Below are 16,737 nucleotides of genomic sequence, written 5' to 3' on the forward strand. Positions count from 1 at the left end.
ATGCGCCCGGTCGTCCTCCTGGCCGGTCTGGCCCTGGCCGCGCTCGGCGGCGCTCAAGCGACCGCCGCGTCGCTGCGCGTCAGCCCCGTGAGCCTGGACCTGCCCGCGGGCCAGAACGCGACGACCCTGACGCTGCAGAACGACGACGCCGCCCCGCTGAACGTCCAGATCCGGGTGTTCCGCTGGTCCCAGGCCAATGGGCGCGACGTGCTGACCCCCGCCACGAGCGTGGTCGCCAGCCCGCCGATCGCCAAGGTCGAGCCCGGCGCCAGCCGCACGGTCCGCGTCGTGCGCCTGGACGGCCGTCCGCCGGAGGGCGAGGAGTCCTACCGCCTGATCGTCGACGAACTGCCGCCGCCGCTCAGCGAGTCCGGCCGGCAGGTGACCCTGCTGATGCGCCACTCCATTCCGCTGTTCTTCGGGTCCGGCCGCGAGCGGCCTCGGATCGAATGGCGGCTGCAACCGTCTGGTGACGGCGGCGCGGCCCTGGTCGGCCGCAACACCGGCGCCCGCCGCCTGCGTCTGGCCAATCTGAAGATCGGCGACGCCTCCGGAGCGGTCCTTGCCGAACGCAAGGGCCTGGTGGGCTATGTTCTGCCTGGAGCGGAAGTCTCCTGGCCCGCGGGGGCCTTCCAGCCCGCCGCCGGGGTTCGGCTGATCGCCGACACCGATACCGGGCCGATCGATGCGACGCTCAAGAGCGACTGAGGCGGCCCTCCTGAGCGCCGTCTTCGCCGCCTACGGGGCCTGCGCCCTGGCCCAGGACCTGCCGCTCCCCGATCTCAAGGCTGTCGCGACCCTGCGCGAGGACCTGCAACTCGAAGTCTGGATCAACGGGCGCAACACCGGCCTCGTGGCCGCCGTGGAGCGCGAGGCCGACGGCCGCCTGCGGATGCGGGCCGGCGAGATGCGCGCGGTGGGCCTGGCCGCCTCCGGCATGGGCATGGTGGAACTGGCCGCGATCCCGGGGCTGTCGGCCGTCTATGACGATCCGGGCCAGCGTCTGGTGGTCACAGCCGATATCGACCAGCTGGCGATCCAGCGCTTCGACCTGTCGGTTCGCCGCGAGGCCGCCGGCGCGCCGCGCCAGGACCTGGGCGCGGTGCTCAACTACATCGTCTCGGCCGACGCGGGCCAGGTCGACGCCGACGACGCCCTGGGCGTGGACGCCGTCGGGCTGGCGCTCGACGGCCGGGTCTTCGGCCGGTTCGGCGCCGTGGCCAGCAGCGTCTCGGCCAGCCACGTCGGCGACGAGACCCGCATCGTGCGCCTCGACACCACCTGGTCCTGGTATGATCCCAAGCGGATGCTGGGCCTGCGTGGCGGCGACTACATCAACGGCGGCTTCGCCTGGACGCGGCCCATTCGCATGGCCGGCGTCCAGATCCGTCGCGACTTCGCCACCCGGCCCGACATCGTCACCATGCCGTCGCCGCGCCTGGCCGCCACGGCCGCCGCGCCGTCGACGCTCGAGCTCTATGTCAACGACAGCCGCATCCTCAGCCGGCCTGTCGGGGCCGGGCCCATCCGCATCGACGGCCTGCCGTCGGCCCAGGGCTACAGCAACGTGCGCCTGGTGCTCAACGACGCCGCCGGCCGCCAGGTGGCGGTGGACGCGCCGTTCTTCGCCACGCCTCTGCTGCTGCGCAAGGGTCTGGCCGACTTCTCGGCCGAGGCCGGGTTCGCCCGCCGCGGCTTTGGCGTGGAGTCGGCCGACTACGCCGCATCGCCGATCGTTTCGGCCAGCCTGCGCTATGGCGTGCTGGACGCCCTCACGCTTGAGGGACACTTCGAGGCCGGCGCGGGCCTGGTGCAGGGCGGGGGCGGGGCGACGGCGCAGTTTGGCGGGCTGGGCGTGGTTTCGGCCTCGGTCGCCGCCAGCCGTGTCGACGACCGTAGCGGCGCCCTGGCGGCCGTGGTCTTCGACAGCCGGTTCGCGGGCTTCTACATCTCGGGCGTGAGCATGAGGGCCTCGGACGGCTACCGCGACCTGGCGGCCGTCACCTCGCGGCCGTCCTTCTATCGCAACTGGCGGATGGCCGGCGACGAGCCGCCGCGCGCCATCGACCAGGTCACGGTCTCGACGCCGCTTCGTCTGGCGCGGCTGATGCGAAGCGGCGACGTTCCGGTGGTCAGCGCCTCCTACAGCGGCCAGACGCCGGCCTCGGGGCCGCGCCGCCAGGTCTGGAGCGGCTCGCTGCGCCATACCCTGGCAGATCGGGTCACGGCCTATGTGACCGCCTATGCCAGCCGTGGGGAGCGGCGCGACACCGGCGCGTTCCTGGGCATCTCCATTCCGCTGGGGTCCACCGGCTCGGCCACCGTCGGGGCCCAGAGCCAGGGCGGCGACACCGTCGCCTTCGTCGAGGCCAGCCGCGCCGAGACCCAGGTCGAGGGCAGCTACGGTTGGCGCGGCCGGATCGAGCAGGGCGCGCGGCAGGGCGCGGAGCTCCAAGGCGCCTATCGCGGTCGCAGCGCCCGCGTCTCTGGCGCGGTGCAGTACGCCGACGGCGCCGCCCGCGGCCAGGTGCAGGTCGAGGGCGCGGTGGCGTGGCTGGGCGGCGTGAGCGCGGCGACCAACCGGCTGGAAGGCGCCTTCGCCCTGGTCGAGGTCGGTGCGCCCGACGTGCCGGTGCTCTACCAGAACCAGAGGGTCGGCCGCAGCGATCGCAACGGCAGGCTGCTGGTGCGCAATCTGGAGGCCTTCGAGGTCAATCGCCTGGTGATCGACAGCCAGGACCTGCCGCTGGAACTGGAGGCCGCCGAGACCGAACGCGCCGTCACCCCGATGGCCGGCGGCGGCGCGATCGTTCGCTTCGGCGTGGGCAAGAGCCCGCCGGCGGTGCTGCTGACCCTGCACCGGCCTGACGGCAGCTTCGTGCCGCCGGGCGCCGAGGTGATCCGCCCCGGCGTGTCCGAGCGCGCCATCGTCGGCTACGATGGCCAGACCTTCCTGACGGGCGTCATCGCGGACGGCGATCTGCGCGTCGTCGTCGAGGACGGCAACGAGTGCGTCGCGCGTCTGGTCCTGGGCGCGGCCGCCAGCGAGGGAGGCCGGCATGTCGTCGACGCCGTCTGCCGCTAGGCTCTGGCGCCTGCGCCTCCTGGCGCTGGCCGGCCTGCTCGTCGCGGCCCTGGCCTGGTTCGGGGCGCCGTCCAAGGCCCAGGCCGCCGCCAGTTGCAACGCCTCGATCTCCAGCGTCAATCTCGGCTCGACCCTCAGCCCGCTGACGGCCGGCAATGTCGACGCCACGGCCACGCTCAACTTCAGCTGCACCGGCCTGACGCCGCTGCTGCCGGTTTCACTGTGCCCCAATCTCGACGCGGGATCGGGCGGCAGCAACGGTTCTGGCCAGCGCTACATGGTCGGACCTGGCGGGGCGACCGTGCCGTTCCAGATCTACCAGGACAACGGCCGCACCCAGCCCTGGGGCTCGTCGGTGCTGCTGGTGTTCGGCACGGTGCCGACCATCACCGCCAATCCCGGCACGGGCAGTTCGATCAACGTCAACCAGACGGTCTATCTGCGGCTGTCGACCAGCACCACGACCCTGCCTGGCGCCTATACCACCAGCTTCACCGGCCAGACCTTCTTCTGGGGGCTGAACCTCCTGTCGTGCGCGGGGGTCACCGTCGGCTCGACCCTGACGCCGGCGACCTTCACCTTCAGCGCCACCCTGATCGCCGACTGCACGATCACGACCGGCAACCTCAGCTTCGGCAATGTCGGCGTGCTCAGCGCCAACAAGGACGCCCAGACCGGCATGTCGGTGACCTGCACCAAGGACACGCCCTACGCCATCGGCCTCGACAACGGCCAGCAGGGAACCTCGGCCACCGCCCGTCGGATGAAGGCCGCCAGCCAGTACGTCACCTACGGCATCTACAAGGACGAGGCGCGGGGATCGCCCTGGGGGACCGGGGCGGGACTTACGGTCGGCGGCAGCGGCACCGGCGGCGCCCAGCCGCTGACCCTCTATGGCCGCGTCCCCGCCCAGACCACGCCGTCGCCCGCGACCTATGGCGACCAGGTGATCGCGACGGTCACCTACTGACGAAGATCCCAGGCGAAGGCCTCGCCTTCGAAGGCTTCCGCGCCGCGTCCGATGGACTGGATGGCGGCGACCATGCGTCCCTCGCGGCCAAGCGCCGCGTCGGCCAGGGCCACCATCAGCGGATTGGGCGTAGCGGAGGGCGATAGGTACCGCAGCGCCCCCGCCAGTTCGCCCTCGTCGCGCTCCGGCGCCAGGCGACAGGCCAGGATGAACGCCGCCGCCGTCGAGCGGCTGACCCCGGCGTAGCAGTGCAGCAGCAGGGGCCGTGCGCGGTCCCAGGCGTCGGCGAAGGCCAGCAGGTCCGCGATCATGGCCGCGCTCGGCGCGATCAGGCCTTCGCGCGGTTCGGCGATGTCGTGGAAGGCCAGGTGCAGGCGCTCGACGTCGGCGATCTCCGGCGCCTGGGCGGTCGGCGACAGCAGGCTGACCACATGCGAGGGGGTGTGCGCGTCCAGGTGCGCAGCAAGGCCGCTCAGGGGGCAGACGGCCAGGATCACGCCAGCACGGCCGCCAGGCCCAGCAAGGCGCCCAGCTCGGCGACCTGCTCGATCGCGCCCAGCACGTCGCCGACATAGCCGCCGATCAGCCGACGGGCCAACAGGGCCATGGCGAGCGCGAAGGCGGCGGCGAGGCCGATCGCGGCCAGTGCGCCCAGCGGCGGCGCCAGCAGCAGCGGCCACAGGCCCAGGATCGCGGCCACCAGCACCTCGGCCGGCTTCACGCCGTCGGGCGCGGGCTTGTACTTGGCGTCGGCGCGATCGCTGACATGGGGCAGGGCGGCCATGGTCGCCACCGCCGCCACGCGCCCGACGCCGTGCGCGGCCAGCAGGGCCAGCGCCGCGCTCAGCGGCGTCAGCGTCGCCAGGGTCGCGGCCTTGGCGCCCAGCACGACGACCAGGGCCAGCACGCCGTAGGTCCCGACGCGGCTGTCCTTCATGATCTCCAGGCGACGCTCGAGGGTCTGGCCGCCACCCAGGCCGTCGGCGGTGTCGGCCAGGCCGTCCTCGTGGAAGCCGCCGGTCAGCAGCAGGCCGGCGCCCAGGGCCAGCAGGGCTGGAACCCAGCCGTTCCAGACCTGGCTCGCCGCCAGCAGGGCGAGCGCGCAGACGCCGCCGACCAGCAGGCCGACCAGCGGGAAGTAGCGCGCCGAGCGGGTGATCCAGTCGGGCTCGAAGCCGCGCAGGGGCGGGGTCGGCAGGCGGGTCAGGAACTGCGCCGCGCAAAGCAATAGCTGGACCTGACGGCCGATCATCCCAGCACGTCGGCCAGGTCGGCCACCTGCGTCAGCAGGTTGGCGGCCGCCGCCACCAACGGGGCGGCCAGCACCGCGCCGGTGCCTTCGCCCAGCCTCAGGCCAAGGTCGAGCAGGGGCTCGGCGCCGAGCGCCGCCAGCATCGCCGCGTGGCCCTTCTCGGCCGAACCGTGGGCGAAGACGCAGTAGTCGAGGGCCTCTGGGGCCAGGCGCACGGCCGCCAGGGCCGCGGCGGTGGCGATGAAGCCGTCGATCAGCACCGGACGCCGCCGCGCGGCCGCGCCCAGCACCGCGCCGGCCATCATGGCGATCTCGCAGCCGCCGAACTCCGCCAGCACCGAGAACGGGTCCTCGGCGTCGCTGCGGGCGGCGGCGCGGGCGATGGCGGCGGCCTTGCGCGCCAGCCCGTCGGCGTCGTGGCCCGTGCCCTGGCCGATGCAGGCGTCCAGCGGGGCGGGGGCCAGGCGATGCATGACGAGGGCGGCGGCCGAACTGTTGCCGATGCCCATCTCGCCGATGGCCAGCACGTCGGCTTCGTCCAGGGCGCGGCCGGCGATCTCGATCCCGCGCGTCAGGGCCAGATGCGTTTCCTGGCGCGTCAGGGCCGCCTCGCGGGCGGCGTTGCGGGCGCCCAGGCGCACCTTGGCGTCGATCAGGTCCGGATGCGCCGCCAGCTCGGCGGCGACGCCGGCGTCGACCACCTTGACCGACACGCCGGTCGCCTTGGCGAAGGCGTTGACGCTGGAGCGGCCCGACAGGAACAGGCCGACCATGGCGACGGTCACGCTGGACGGATAGCTGGCGACGCCTTCCTCGGTCAGGCCATGGTCGCCGGCGAACACCAGCAGCGCCGTACGGTCGGCCAGGGGCGCCAGGTCGTTCGCGATCAGGCCCAGGCGCACGGCCAGGTCTTCGATCCGTCCCAGAGAGCCCGGCGGCTTGGCCTTGCCGTCCAGCTTGGCGCGCAGCCGGGGCTCAAGCGCGTGGTCGACGGCCGCGATGGACGGGGGCGTGAAGGTCATTGGGTCAGTCTCCAGCCGCCCAGGCACAGCAGGGTGACCAGCAGCCACAGCAAGGCGCAGGCCCGGCGGTAGATCCGCAGGCCCCGGCGCAGGTCAGTCAGGTCGGGCGCGCGGCCGTCGCCGAAGCTTGGGCGCTGGGAGGTCTGGCCGTCGTAGCGGGCCGGACCGCCCAGCTTGACGCCCAGCGCGCCGGCCATGGCCGCCTCGGGCCAGCCGGCGTTGGGCGAGGCGTGCTTCCTGGCGTCGCGGCGCATGGTCGCCCAGCCCTTCCAGCCGGCCGCCACGCAGATCAGGCCGCCGGCCAGGCGCGCGGGAACCCAGTTCATCACGTCGTCGGTCTTGGCCGCCGCCCAGCCGAACGATCGCCAGCGCGGCTCCATGTGTCCGATCTGGCTGTCGGCGGTGTTCACCGCCTTGTAGGCGAAGAGGCCGGGCAGGCCAAACAGGGTCAGCCACGAGGCCGGGGCTACGACCCCGTCGTTGAAGCTCTCGGCCAGGCTCTCCAGCGCCGCGGCGGTCACGCCGTGCAGATCAAGGTCGTCGACGTCGCGCCCGACGATCTTGCTCACCGCCTCGCGGGCGGCGGGCAGGTCGCCGCCTTCCAGCGGGTCGAGCACGGCCATCACGTGCTGGTGCAGGCTGCGCTGGGCCAGGCCCAGCGTCGCCAGCAGCGCGACGGCCAGCGTCGCCAACAGGCCGCTGTCGAAGGCCGCCTCCAGGATGCTGCCGACCAGGATCGCGGCCCCGACCAGGATCGCCACGGTGACGACGCCCAGTTCCTTGCGGCGGACCTCGCTGCGCTCGGGCCGGTTCCACCGCCGCTCCATCGCCTCGATCGCCTTGCCGATCCAGGTGACCGGATGCGGCATGGCCTTGTGCAGGCCTTGCGGATAGCCGACCAGGGCCTCGATCAGCAGGGCCAGCGGAGGCGCGAGCAGCAGGGGTTCAGCCATGGCGTCCCACGAGTTCGATCAGCGGGCCCGACTGGCCCTCGACCACTCTTGCCGTGACTCCATAGGCGCGGGCCAGCACGTCCGGCGTTAGCGCCTCGCGCGGCGGACCGTCGGCGATCAGTCGCCCGTCCACCAGCACCAGCACCCGGTCGGCCAGCCGCGCGGCGATGGCCAGGTCGTGCAGGGTCATGACCACGCCCTGGCCGGCCTGGGCGGCGAAGCCGCGCATCAGGTCCACGGCGTCCAGCTGGTGGCCGGGATCCAGGCCCGCCAGCGGCTCGTCGGCCAGCAGCCAGCTCGGTTCGCCAGCCAGCACGCGGGCGAACAGCGCCCGGCCGCGCTCGCCGCCCGAAAGGCTTTTGACCTCGCGAAGGGCGAGCTCCTCCAGGTCGGTGTGCTTGAGCGCCCGGGCCACGGCCAGGCGGTCGGCTTCGGACAGGCCCCGCATGCCGCTGTGGGGCGTGCGGCCAAGGCCGACCAGGGTCTCGACGTCGACGGCCCAGGCCACTTCCGGAGTCTGCGGCAGGAAGCCGATCTTGCGGGCGCGCTCGCGGTGCGACAGGGCGGCCAGCGGCGCGCCCTCCAGGCTGACGCTGCCGGCGTCGGGCTTGCGCAGGCCCGCCAGGCACGCGAGCAGGGTCGACTTGCCCGCGCCGTTGGGGCCGACCACGGCGGTGACCTCGCCGGCCCGGAACTCGGCGCTGACGCCGTGCAGCACGGCGCGGCCGCCCAGCGAAACGGTCAGGTTGTCGGCGGAAAGCGTCGCGCCGGAGATGGGGGGGGCGGTCATGCGAGCCTCCGGCGCATGGAAATCAGGAGGGCCAGGAAGAACGGCCCGCCAACGGCGGCGGTGGCCACGCCCAGCCGCATCTCCGCCGCCGATGGCGTCAGCCGCACGACGATGTCGGCCGCCAGCACCAGGGCCGAGCCGGCCAGCGCCGAGGGGATGAGCAGGGCGCCCGGCCGGTGTCCGACCAGCGGGCGCACCAGGTGTGGAGCGATCAGGCCGACGAAGCCGATCAGTCCCGTCACCGCCACGCTGGCGCCCGAGGCTATCCCGACGCCCACGGCCAGGATCACCCGCACGGCCGACAGGTTGACCCCCAGCGCCACGGCCCCGGTCTCGCCCAGGGTCAGGGCGTCCAGCGACTTGCGCAGGGTCAGCAGGATGGCCAGGCCCACGACGATCAGCGGCACGGCCAGCCGCACCTCCTCGACGCTGCGGTCGGCCAGCGATCCGAGCAGCCAGCTGATGATCTCCTGCGCCGCCCAGGGATTGGGGGCCAGCGACAGGGCAAGGGCGACGCCGGCGCTGGCCACGGTGTTGAGGATCACGCCGGCCAGCAGGAAGGTCACCGTGCCGCCGGTGGTCCCGGCCAGGGCCAGCATCAGCACGACGCCCAGGCCCGCGCCCAGGATCGCGCAGGCCGGCAGCAGCCAGGTCGCGGTGAAGGCCAGGCCCAGATAAAGGCTCATCACCGCGCCCAGCGCGGCCATGGACGACACGCCCAGCACGCCCGGATCGGCCAGCGGGTTGCGGGTGTAGCCCTGCATCGCCGCGCCCGACAGGCCCAGCGCCGCGCCAATGGCCACGGCCAGCACGGTTCGCGGCAGGCGAAGCTCGAAGATGATCGCCCAGCGCGGATCGGCGCGGTCGACCCAGGCGCTCCACGGCGCCCAGACCCGGCCGCTCATCAGCGACAGGCCGAACAGGACGGCTATGGCCAGCAGGAGGCCGCCGATCAGCAGCCAGGAACGGCGGGAATGGCTCATGTGCGGGCTTTCAGCACTTGGCGGCGAGCGGCCGCCAGAGTGGCGGCGGTGTCGATCAGGGTGGGGCCGCCGCAATAGAGCAGCCGTTCGGGGAAGGTGGCGCGGGTCATGCGATGGCTCACGCTGGCGAGGGCGGGGTGGCCGAGCATGCGCTCGGCCCAGGTCGGGGCGTCGGGCCGCGCCTGGCCGGCCAGCAGCACCTGCGGCGGATCGGCCAGCAGGCGTTCCAGCGAGACATTGCCCCACTTCTTCAGGCCATAGCGGCTGGCGACGTTCACGAAACCGGCGCGCTTCATCATCTCGTCGACCAGCGTGCCTTCGCCGGCCGCGAAGCCGTTGGGCTGGAACACCAGCGCCTCCAGGGGCCTGGCGCCTGGCGGCGGGGCCGAGGCGGCCAGAGCCCGGTCGATGCGGGCGATCAGCGCCTCGCCGCGTTCCGGGTGACCGGCGGCGTCGGCGATGCGGCGGATGTCGGCCTGGTTCTCGGCCCAGCTGTTGGGCACCTTGAAGAGCTCGGCCCGCACGCCCAGCCGCTTCAGCGCCGCCCGCGTGGCGGGCGAGGAGTGGGCGGCGCTCAGCACCACGTCGGGCCGCAGCGCGATCACCTCTTCGGCGCTCTCGTAGGTGATCGGATAGCTCTTGGCGCGCTCGGCTATGCTCGACTGCTGCGGGTCGCGGGCATAGTGGCTCAGCGCCGCGATCTGGTCGCGGTCGGCCACCTCGACCAGCACGCCGTCGAGGCACGGGTTCAGCGAGACGAGGCGCGGCTTGCGCGCCGCCGCCCGCGACGAGCCCGCCCCGAGCCCGACCGCCAGGCCCGCGCCCAGCGCCGTGCGACGGCTCAGCGGCGTCAAAACTCGACCCCGCGCTGGGCCTTGAAGCCCTGTTCGAAGGGATGCTTGACCAGGGTCATCTCGGTGACCAGGTCGGCGATCTCCAGAAGCTGCGGCTTGGCGTTGCGGCCGGTCAGGCAGACGTGCTTGTCGTTGGGGCGGGCCTTCAGCACTTCCACCACCTCGTCGATGTCGAGATAGTCGTAGCGCAGGGCGATGTTGATCTCGTCCAGCAGCACGAAGTCCAGCGTCGGATCGGCGATCATCGCCTTGGACTCTTCCCAGGCGGCCTTTGCGGCGGCGATGTCGCGCTCGCGGTCCTGGGTGTCCCAGGTGAAGCCTTCGCCCATCACGCGATAGCGCACCTGGTCGGGAAAGCGGCTGAAGAACAGGCGCTCGCCGGTCTTCCACTTGCCCTTGATGAACTGCACCACGCCCACCTGCATGCCCCAGCCCAGCGAGCGGGCGACCATGCCGAAGCCGGCCGAGGACTTGCCCTTGCCGTCGCCCGTGTGCACCAGCAGCAGACCCTTCTCGAGCGTCTTGGATTTCATCAGCTCTTCGCGCTCGGCCTTCAGGGCGCGCATGGCCTCGGCGTGCTGGGTGTTCTCGTCGGTCATCGCGAAGTCTCCAGGGCGGCGGCCAGGCGCGCCCAGTCGGCGTCGAATCCGGGCAGGCCGAAGCGTAGCAGGCCGGCGTCGTGGTCGAAGGGGCGGGTGAGGATGCCGGCGCGCGCCAGGGCCTCGAAACGGGCCGGGGCGTCGGCGACGCGCGCCAGGCGGAACAGGCTGGTTCCGCCGACGACCTCGAAGCCCGAGGCGGCCAGCAGAGCGTCCAGCCGCGCGGCGTCGTCGGCCAGGCTGGCGCGGGTGGCGTCGGCCCAGGCGGTGTCGGGATAGGCGGCCAGGCCCGCCGCCATGGCGGGCGCGGATAGGGGCCATTCGCCCAGGGTGTCGCGCAGGCGGCGCGCCAGGGCCGGGCGGGCGACGACGAAGCCCAGCCGAAGGCCGGCCAGGCCGTAGAACTTGCCGAACGAGCGCAGCACCACCAGCCGCTCGTGGCCGGGCGCGCCGGCGAAGCGCGCCACCGACAGCGACGGCTCGCACTCGACGAAGGCCTCGTCGACCACCGCGCCGCGCTGGCCCAGCGCCAGCACCGCCTCGGGCGCCAGGCTGCGGCCGTCGGGATTGTTGGGGTTCACCACCACGCAGACGTCGGCCTGGGCCGGATCGGCGACCAGTTCGGAGCCGACGCGCCGCCAGGCGTGGGCGTGGCTGGAATAGGTGGGCAGGGGCAGGCTTACCCGCCCGCGCGGCAGGATCTTGGGCAGCAGCCGGATCGCGGTCTCGCTGCCGGGCAGGGCGACGACCCGGCTCGGGTCGTCGACGCCGAAAGCCCGCGCGGCCACGGCTTCCAGCTTCAGCAGATCGGCCGGATCGGGCAGGCGGCCCCAGTCCTCGAAGGCCTGGGGCGGAACCGGATAGGGTCGGGGATTGATCCCCGTCGACAGGTCGAGCCACGGCGCGGGCGCGTTGGGAAAACGCGCCCGCGCCGCCGCCAGGCGGCCGCCGTGTCCGGAAAGGGACGCCGGCGAGCCGCTCATCAGAACTTCGCCCGAACGCCGGCGAAGAAGCCGCGGCCCACCGAGCCGTAGCGGTAGATGGTCTGGTATTCCTTGTCGAAGAGGTTCTCGACGCGGCCGAACACCTCGAACTGCTCATTGACCGGATAGGCCGCGCGCAGGTCGAACAGGGCGTAGCTCTTCAGGCGGCGGGCGTTGGTGGCGTTGTCGTAGCTCTCGCCCACGTACTGCACCGACACGCCCGTGGTCAGGCCGCTCTTCCAGTCGTAGTCGGCGTTCAGGTTTGCCGTCTCGCTCGGGCGGCGCGGCAGGCGCTTGCCGTTGTTGGTCGCCGAGCGGTTGATGGCGTCCATGTTGGTGTAGTTGGCGCTCACCTGCAGGGCCGACGTCACCTCGATCGTGGCTTCCAGCTCGACGCCGCTGGTCTCGGTCTTGGCGAAGTTGGCGTAGCCGCCGTAGTTCGGCGGGTTGTTGTTCGAGACGAAGTCGATCTGGTTGGTGATGTCGCGGTGGAACCAGGTCACGCCGGCGCGCACGCGGCCGTCCAGCACGCTGTGCTCGACGCCCAGGTCGACGCTCTCGGACTCTTCCGGCTTCAGGTTGCGATCGCCGTAGATGCTGTAGAGCTGGTACAGCGACGGGGCCTTGAAGCCTTCGCCGTAGTTGGCGCGGAACACGGTCACGCCGTCATTGGGCGAATAGGTGGCGCCGGCCTGGTAGACGGTGGCGTCGCCGAAGGCCGAGTGGTCTTCCTGGCGCACGCCGCCGGTCAGGGTCAGGCCCGCGACCGGCTTGGCCTGCAGCTGCAGGTACAGGCTGTCGGTGCTGGCCGCGTGACGGTCGGGCGTCGGGTTCGGGGCGAAGGTCGAGGGCGAGGCGGTGCGGAACCACGAGCGCTCGGTCTCGGCGCCGAAGGTGGCGCGCAGGGCGTCGTTGATCGTCCAGGTGCCCTGGTATTCGAAGCGGCTGTTGGTGCCGCGCGCGTCGAAGGTCTTCGGCACGGTCGAACTGGGATCGAAGTTGTCGCGATCGGTCTGGGTGTAGCCGTAGCCGAGGCGGTTCTTCAGGGCGCCGTCGAAGGCGCTCAGGCGCACGCCGGCGTAGGAGACCAGCTCCTTGGTCTTGCCGTATTCGGGGCTGTCGGCGAAGGCGAACAGCGGGGCCGGGAAGCCGTCGAACTCGTTCTTGGCCGCGGCGTACGAGGCGCGCAGGTCGACAGCGGCCCAGTCGGTGACGTTCAGGTCCAGGCGGCTGCTGATCGCGGCGTTGCGATAGCCGTCCTTCTCCTTGCCGCCGTACGACTTGCCGAAGGCCGAGACGCCGTCGGTGGTGTAGTAGGCGCCGGCCAGGCGGAAGCCGCCCCAGTCGCCGCCGGTGCTGACGGCGGCATGGCCGTAGGCGGTGTCGCGCGAGCCGGCCTCGGCCGACACGGTGGCGCCCAGCGGGCCGGTCGGCACGGCGGTGATCATGTTGACCACGCCGCCGATGGCCTGGCTGCCCCACAGGGTCGACTGCGAGCCGCGCAGCACTTCGATGCGGTTGATGTTGCCGGCCAGCAGGGTGGCGAAGTTGTAGCCGCCGCCCGTTGAGGACGGATCGTTCAGCTTGACGCCGTCGATCAGCACCACGGTCTGGTCGGTCTCGGCGCCGCGGATGCGCAGCTGGGTCGAGCCGCCGACGCCGCCGTTGCGGGTGACGGTCACGCCCGCGGTGCGCGACAGCAGGTCGGAAACCACCACGGCCTGGGCCTTCTTCAGCGCTTCGGCGTCGATCACCGTCATGCTGGTCGAGACTTCCGACAGGTTCTCGGGACCGCGGCTGGCGGTGACCACCACCTGGTCGACCGCCGCGGCGTCATCGGCCATGGCGTAGGCGGGCAGGGCGAGGGCGGGAACTGCGGCCGCGAGGGCCAGCAGGGAAACAAGGCGCATGTCGTTCCTCCGTGCGCGACAAGAAGGAGCGTGCTCCACGAGGAACACGCCCGGACCAACGTCGTCATGCGGGGAAGAACCCGATCGTACGGCGCACCCCGGCCGGACGAAAAACGACAACGACAGGCAGGTCTCCTGGCTCGCGGGTCATCGTTGCTGCGCATCGCCTTCCCAGGTCTCTTCCGAAGAACAGTCCCAGTGGCATGTGACGCGCGAACTCGCCGCTTACAGTTGCGGGGGCAGCCCGGGTTTCACACCCGAGTTCCCTTTTCATCCTCTTTGGGAGGAACCTGTCGCGCTGGCTGCACTATATGGTGCGCCGCACACCGTCAATCTGGAGGCCAAAGCGTTGTCAGTCACCCTGGTCCTGGGCGGGGCCCGTTCGGGCAAGAGCGCGTTCGCGCAGGGCGCCGCCGAGATCGTCGCCGAGGCGGGCCGCGCCACGCCGGTGATGATCGTCACCGCCCAGGCCTTCGACGCCGAGATGGAGGACCGCATCGCGCGCCACCGGATCGACCGGGGCGACGCCTGGACCACGCTCGAGGCGCCCATGGACCTGGTCGCGGCCCTGCGCGGCCTGCCGCCTGGGGCCGTGGCGGTGGTCGATTGCCTCACCCTCTGGCTGACCAACCTGATGCTGGCCGAGTGCGACCTTTCGTCCGCCGCCGCCGATCTGGTCGCGGCGGTCGCCGATTTCGACGGTGAACTGTGGCTGGTGTCGAACGAGGTCGGCTGGGGCGTCGTGCCCGACAACGCCTTGGCCCGCCGGTTCCGCGACGAGGCCGGCCGCCTGCACCAGGCCCTGGCCCGGGCCGCCGACGCCGTCCATCTGGTCGCGGCCGGGCTAAGCCTGCGGATGAAGTGAGTCGCGCGACTCAGTCGATGGTTGCTCAACTTCGGGAAATGCGACGATTGCGCACGCTGACACCGGGCGTCCCAGCATGGTTAAGACCTGTTCACACATTCGACAGGGCTGGGGCTGGCCATGCGACGGATCCTTATCGCGGAAGACGACATTCTCCTCGGCGGCGTCTACGAGATGCTGCTGCAGGACGCGGGCTTCGAAGTCCTGTGGAGCCGTGACGGCCGCGAGGCCCTGGACGCCTTCGACGCCTTCGCGCCCGATCTGCTGATCACCGACAATTCGATGCCGCGCATGACGGGGGCCGAACTGATCCGCGCGGTGGAAGACCGCGACGTGCCGGTGCTGATGGTGTCGGCCAGCGACCCGCGCGTGCTGAAGGTCGAGCCCGACATGTGGCTGGAAAAGCCGATCTCGCCGGCGCGGTTGCTGACAGCCGTTCGTGCGTTGCAGCGAGGCGCGGTTCAGGCCGCGGCCTGAAGCCCCAGGGCGAGGATCGTCGCGAAGAATCCCAGGCCCACGGCCCAGGCGGCGCAGAACGCCAGGGTGGGATGGCGCTGCCACCAGCGCGGATGGGGGACGCCGGTGATGGTCTTGTCGGTCATGCGGTCGCCTCGCGTGGTCTTCGAAGATCCAACGCGAGACGACCGGCTTTCAGTTCCAATCAGCCGCCGAAGCCGCGCGAGCCGCCGCCGAAGCCGCCGCGCGAGATGACGCTGCTGCGGCTCTGCACCCGGGCCGGGGCCTCGTAGCGCGAAGGCGCGTCGAAGCTGTCCTGGCGCACCCGGCTGCGGCCCGAGAGGTAGTCGCGCGAGATCGGATAGCCCGAGCCGCTGTAGTAGGCGCCGTCGCGGTCGCGATACATCGGCGCGCCGCGATAGCCGCGGTTGTTCATCCCCTCCAGCGCCTGGCCGATGATGAAACCGGTCAGCAGCGGGGTGAAGAAACTGCCGCCGCCATTGGCCTGGCTGCGCGGCACGCACTGGTCGACGCCGTAGCGATCCTCGCAGCTTTTCTGGTCGGAGAACTTGGGCGCGTTCTCGGCGCTGGCCTTCTGGGCCTCGTCATAGGCCGTCTGGCACTGGTCGGCGGTGAAGTCGCCCGAGGCCTTGCACTCGTCCAGGCTGGCGAAGCTGGAGGCGTCGACCTTCTGGCCAGAGGCGGCGGCGGGCGGGTTGTCGCCCCATTGCGTGGCCGAGCCGGGATCGTCGCACGCCATCAGGGTGAAGGCCGAGCCGGCCATCAGGCCGGTCAGGGCGACGGCGCTCGAGCGCTTGCGGCGCTTGGGAGCGGGCAGGGGAGAAAGCGCGTTCATGTCCGGCCTCACGAGGTCATGCAGGCGGCGTTCAGCAGGCCGACGGCCAGCGAGATCGAGGCCAGGTAGACGCCGGCGGCGAGTTCGGCCTTTTCGATCCGGTCGATCAGGTCCTTGAGCACGGTGAAGCGCACCAGGGTGAAGGCGGCGATCTGGATGACGCCGGCCAGCAGGGCCCAGGCGGCGAACTCGAGCAGGCTGACGGTGTGGCTGAGGGCCGAAGCCAGCGGCAGCACATAGCCGACCACGGCGCCGCCCAGGGCGATGGCCGCGGCGACGTTGCCCTCGCGGATCAGCTTGGCTTCGTCATAGGGCGTCACCGCCTGATAGACGATCTTGAACACGACGGTGAACACGCCGGCGGCCACAAAGGCCACCAGGAAGGCCAGGGCGCTCTCGCCGAAGGCATGGACGTCGAACATTTCAGTTTTCCCCCTGTCAGGTGGCTTAGGCGCGGAATTCGCCGACTTCCAGCGGCACGCCGATCATGGTTTCGAACGAGACCTCGCGGTCCTCGGTCTCCATTTCTATGGCCAGCAGCAGTTCGCGGCCCTCGCCGGGCAGGTCGCGGGCGAACAGCATGCAGGTCTGGAAGATCTTGCGGTCGGGCACGCCGTCGCGGTCGTCGTGCAGCTCTTCCCAGAAGGTCACGGGCTCCTGGCTCTCGGCTTCGTCGCCGAACCAGAAGCGGTGGTACTCGGGCAGGCCGGCGGCGGCGAAGCTGCGGGCGCGCAGGCGCTTGCCCCAGGCGTCGCGGTCGGCGCGGCCGCTCGGATAGGCGCTGTCCCACGGCACGAAGATCGTCACGTCGGTCAGGCGCTGGCCGGCGCGGTCGTCCGACACGGCCTGAAACATCACGTGGTCGTCGGTGTAGAACCGGTGCACGAAGCCGCCGTCCTTCAGGTCCACAAGGCCCTGGGCGGTGATTTCCAGCGTGTCGCGGTCGAGCGGGAATTTCGTATCCGAGCCGAAACGCTTCCACGCCAGCGGGTCCAGCCACACGGTCCGGCCCAGGGTCACGTTGCGGATGGCGGGCAGGGCCGATTCCGGAGCAGGCTCCTTGCGGCCGAATAAGCGACTGAACATGGCGGGTCCCTGCAACACTGGTCCTTCATGTACGGCGCCAGCCTGCGCTGTAAAAGGGGCGCCGCTCGCTCTC

General features: G+C 71.7%; 19 protein-coding genes and 1 riboswitch. Of the genes, 5 read left to right on the forward strand and 14 right to left on the reverse strand.

Features of this window, described 5'->3' with window-relative positions; genetic code table 11:
• Genes DDF62_RS00180 through DDF62_RS00190 form a run of 3 tightly spaced genes read left to right on the forward strand, consistent with a single transcriptional unit; the run spans position 1 to position 4,055 of the window.
• Complete coding sequence (locus tag DDF62_RS00180) at positions 1-708, forward strand: fimbrial biogenesis chaperone (RefSeq protein ID WP_116487225.1); 708 nt, start codon at positions 1-3, stop codon at positions 706-708.
• A complete protein-coding gene (locus tag DDF62_RS00185; protein WP_116487226.1) occupies positions 686-3,085 on the forward strand; it encodes a fimbria/pilus outer membrane usher protein in 2,400 nt (799 codons plus the stop codon). The genes DDF62_RS00180 and DDF62_RS00185 overlap by 23 nt, the downstream gene beginning before the upstream one ends.
• On the forward strand, positions 3,060-4,055 hold the full coding sequence (locus DDF62_RS00190; RefSeq protein ID WP_116487227.1) for a Csu type fimbrial protein: 996 nt from the start codon (positions 3,060-3,062) through the stop codon (positions 4,053-4,055). Before DDF62_RS00185 ends, DDF62_RS00190 begins: the two co-directional genes overlap by 26 nt.
• Here the strand turns inward: DDF62_RS00190 and DDF62_RS00195 are convergent.
• The 10 genes from DDF62_RS00195 to DDF62_RS00240 are packed head-to-tail and all read right to left on the reverse strand — an operon-like array spanning position 4,049 to position 13,401.
• Complete coding sequence (locus tag DDF62_RS00195) at positions 4,049-4,552, reverse strand: tyrosine phosphatase family protein (protein ID WP_116487228.1); 504 nt, start codon at positions 4,550-4,552, stop codon at positions 4,049-4,051. The two genes, DDF62_RS00190 and DDF62_RS00195, sit on opposite strands and share 7 nt — an antisense overlap.
• The gene (gene cobS / locus DDF62_RS00200; RefSeq protein WP_244286655.1) at positions 4,549-5,307 is read right to left on the reverse strand and encodes an adenosylcobinamide-GDP ribazoletransferase; all 759 of its coding nucleotides are present in this window, start codon (positions 5,305-5,307) and stop codon (positions 4,549-4,551) included. The genes DDF62_RS00195 and cobS overlap by 4 nt, the downstream gene beginning before the upstream one ends.
• Positions 5,304-6,329, reverse strand: a complete 1,026-nt coding sequence (gene cobT / locus DDF62_RS00205; protein WP_208866793.1) for a nicotinate-nucleotide--dimethylbenzimidazole phosphoribosyltransferase — start codon at positions 6,327-6,329, stop codon at positions 5,304-5,306. The genes cobS and cobT overlap by 4 nt, the downstream gene beginning before the upstream one ends.
• Positions 6,326-7,282 carry an adenosylcobinamide-phosphate synthase CbiB gene (gene cbiB, locus DDF62_RS00210; protein ID WP_116487229.1) on the reverse strand — a complete coding sequence of 319 codons (957 nt, stop codon included), beginning with the start codon at positions 7,280-7,282 and terminating at the stop codon, positions 6,326-6,328. Before cbiB ends, cobT begins: the two co-directional genes overlap by 4 nt.
• Complete coding sequence (locus DDF62_RS00215) at positions 7,275-8,072, reverse strand: ABC transporter ATP-binding protein (RefSeq protein WP_116487230.1); 798 nt, start codon at positions 8,070-8,072, stop codon at positions 7,275-7,277. The genes cbiB and DDF62_RS00215 overlap by 8 nt, the downstream gene beginning before the upstream one ends.
• Entirely contained in the window at positions 8,069-9,055 is a 987-nt protein-coding gene (locus DDF62_RS00220; protein ID WP_116487231.1) for a FecCD family ABC transporter permease, read from the reverse strand. The genes DDF62_RS00215 and DDF62_RS00220 overlap by 4 nt, the downstream gene beginning before the upstream one ends.
• Positions 9,052-9,909 carry an ABC transporter substrate-binding protein gene (locus DDF62_RS00225; protein WP_165832132.1) on the reverse strand — a complete coding sequence of 286 codons (858 nt, stop codon included), beginning with the start codon at positions 9,907-9,909 and terminating at the stop codon, positions 9,052-9,054. Before DDF62_RS00225 ends, DDF62_RS00220 begins: the two co-directional genes overlap by 4 nt.
• Positions 9,906-10,508 carry a cob(I)yrinic acid a,c-diamide adenosyltransferase gene (gene cobO, locus DDF62_RS00230; protein ID WP_116487232.1) on the reverse strand — a complete coding sequence of 201 codons (603 nt, stop codon included), beginning with the start codon at positions 10,506-10,508 and terminating at the stop codon, positions 9,906-9,908. Before cobO ends, DDF62_RS00225 begins: the two co-directional genes overlap by 4 nt.
• Entirely contained in the window at positions 10,505-11,491 is a 987-nt protein-coding gene (gene cobD, locus DDF62_RS00235; RefSeq protein WP_116487233.1) for a threonine-phosphate decarboxylase CobD, read from the reverse strand. The genes cobO and cobD overlap by 4 nt, the downstream gene beginning before the upstream one ends.
• A complete protein-coding gene (locus DDF62_RS00240) occupies positions 11,491-13,401 on the reverse strand; it encodes a TonB-dependent receptor plug domain-containing protein (protein ID WP_116487234.1) in 1,911 nt (636 codons plus the stop codon). The genes cobD and DDF62_RS00240 overlap by 1 nt, the downstream gene beginning before the upstream one ends.
• Before the next feature lie 108 nt (positions 13,402-13,509).
• Positions 13,510-13,710, reverse strand: a riboswitch (cobalamin riboswitch).
• A gap of 40 nt (positions 13,711-13,750) precedes the next feature.
• On the opposite strand from DDF62_RS00240, the gene cobU reads away from it, so the two are divergent.
• A complete protein-coding gene (gene cobU, locus DDF62_RS00245; protein WP_116487235.1) occupies positions 13,751-14,266 on the forward strand; it encodes a bifunctional adenosylcobinamide kinase/adenosylcobinamide-phosphate guanylyltransferase in 516 nt (171 codons plus the stop codon).
• A 120-nt stretch (positions 14,267-14,386) separates the two neighbouring features.
• Positions 14,387-14,743, forward strand: coding sequence for a response regulator transcription factor (locus DDF62_RS00250; RefSeq protein WP_116487236.1), 357 nt, complete (start codon positions 14,387-14,389; stop codon positions 14,741-14,743).
• Here DDF62_RS00250 and DDF62_RS25440 read toward each other — a convergent pair.
• Genes DDF62_RS25440 through DDF62_RS00265 form a run of 4 tightly spaced genes read right to left on the reverse strand, consistent with a single transcriptional unit; the run spans position 14,728 to position 16,664 of the window.
• A complete protein-coding gene (locus DDF62_RS25440; protein WP_165832134.1) occupies positions 14,728-14,868 on the reverse strand; it encodes a hypothetical protein in 141 nt (46 codons plus the stop codon). The genes DDF62_RS00250 and DDF62_RS25440 overlap by 16 nt on opposite strands.
• A 59-nt stretch (positions 14,869-14,927) precedes the next feature.
• Positions 14,928-15,578 carry a DUF1190 domain-containing protein gene (locus DDF62_RS00255; protein WP_116487237.1) on the reverse strand — a complete coding sequence of 217 codons (651 nt, stop codon included), beginning with the start codon at positions 15,576-15,578 and terminating at the stop codon, positions 14,928-14,930.
• An 8-nt stretch (positions 15,579-15,586) separates the two neighbouring features.
• The gene (locus DDF62_RS00260) at positions 15,587-16,000 is read right to left on the reverse strand and encodes a DUF350 domain-containing protein (protein WP_116487238.1); all 414 of its coding nucleotides are present in this window, start codon (positions 15,998-16,000) and stop codon (positions 15,587-15,589) included.
• A gap of 25 nt (positions 16,001-16,025) precedes the next feature.
• The gene (locus tag DDF62_RS00265) at positions 16,026-16,664 is read right to left on the reverse strand and encodes a DUF2491 family protein (RefSeq protein ID WP_101716180.1); all 639 of its coding nucleotides are present in this window, start codon (positions 16,662-16,664) and stop codon (positions 16,026-16,028) included.
• Positions 16,665-16,737 lie beyond the last annotated feature (73 nt).

The sequence above is a fragment of the Caulobacter radicis genome, from assembly GCF_003094615.1.
Lineage (GTDB): Bacteria > Pseudomonadota > Alphaproteobacteria > Caulobacterales > Caulobacteraceae > Caulobacter > Caulobacter radicis.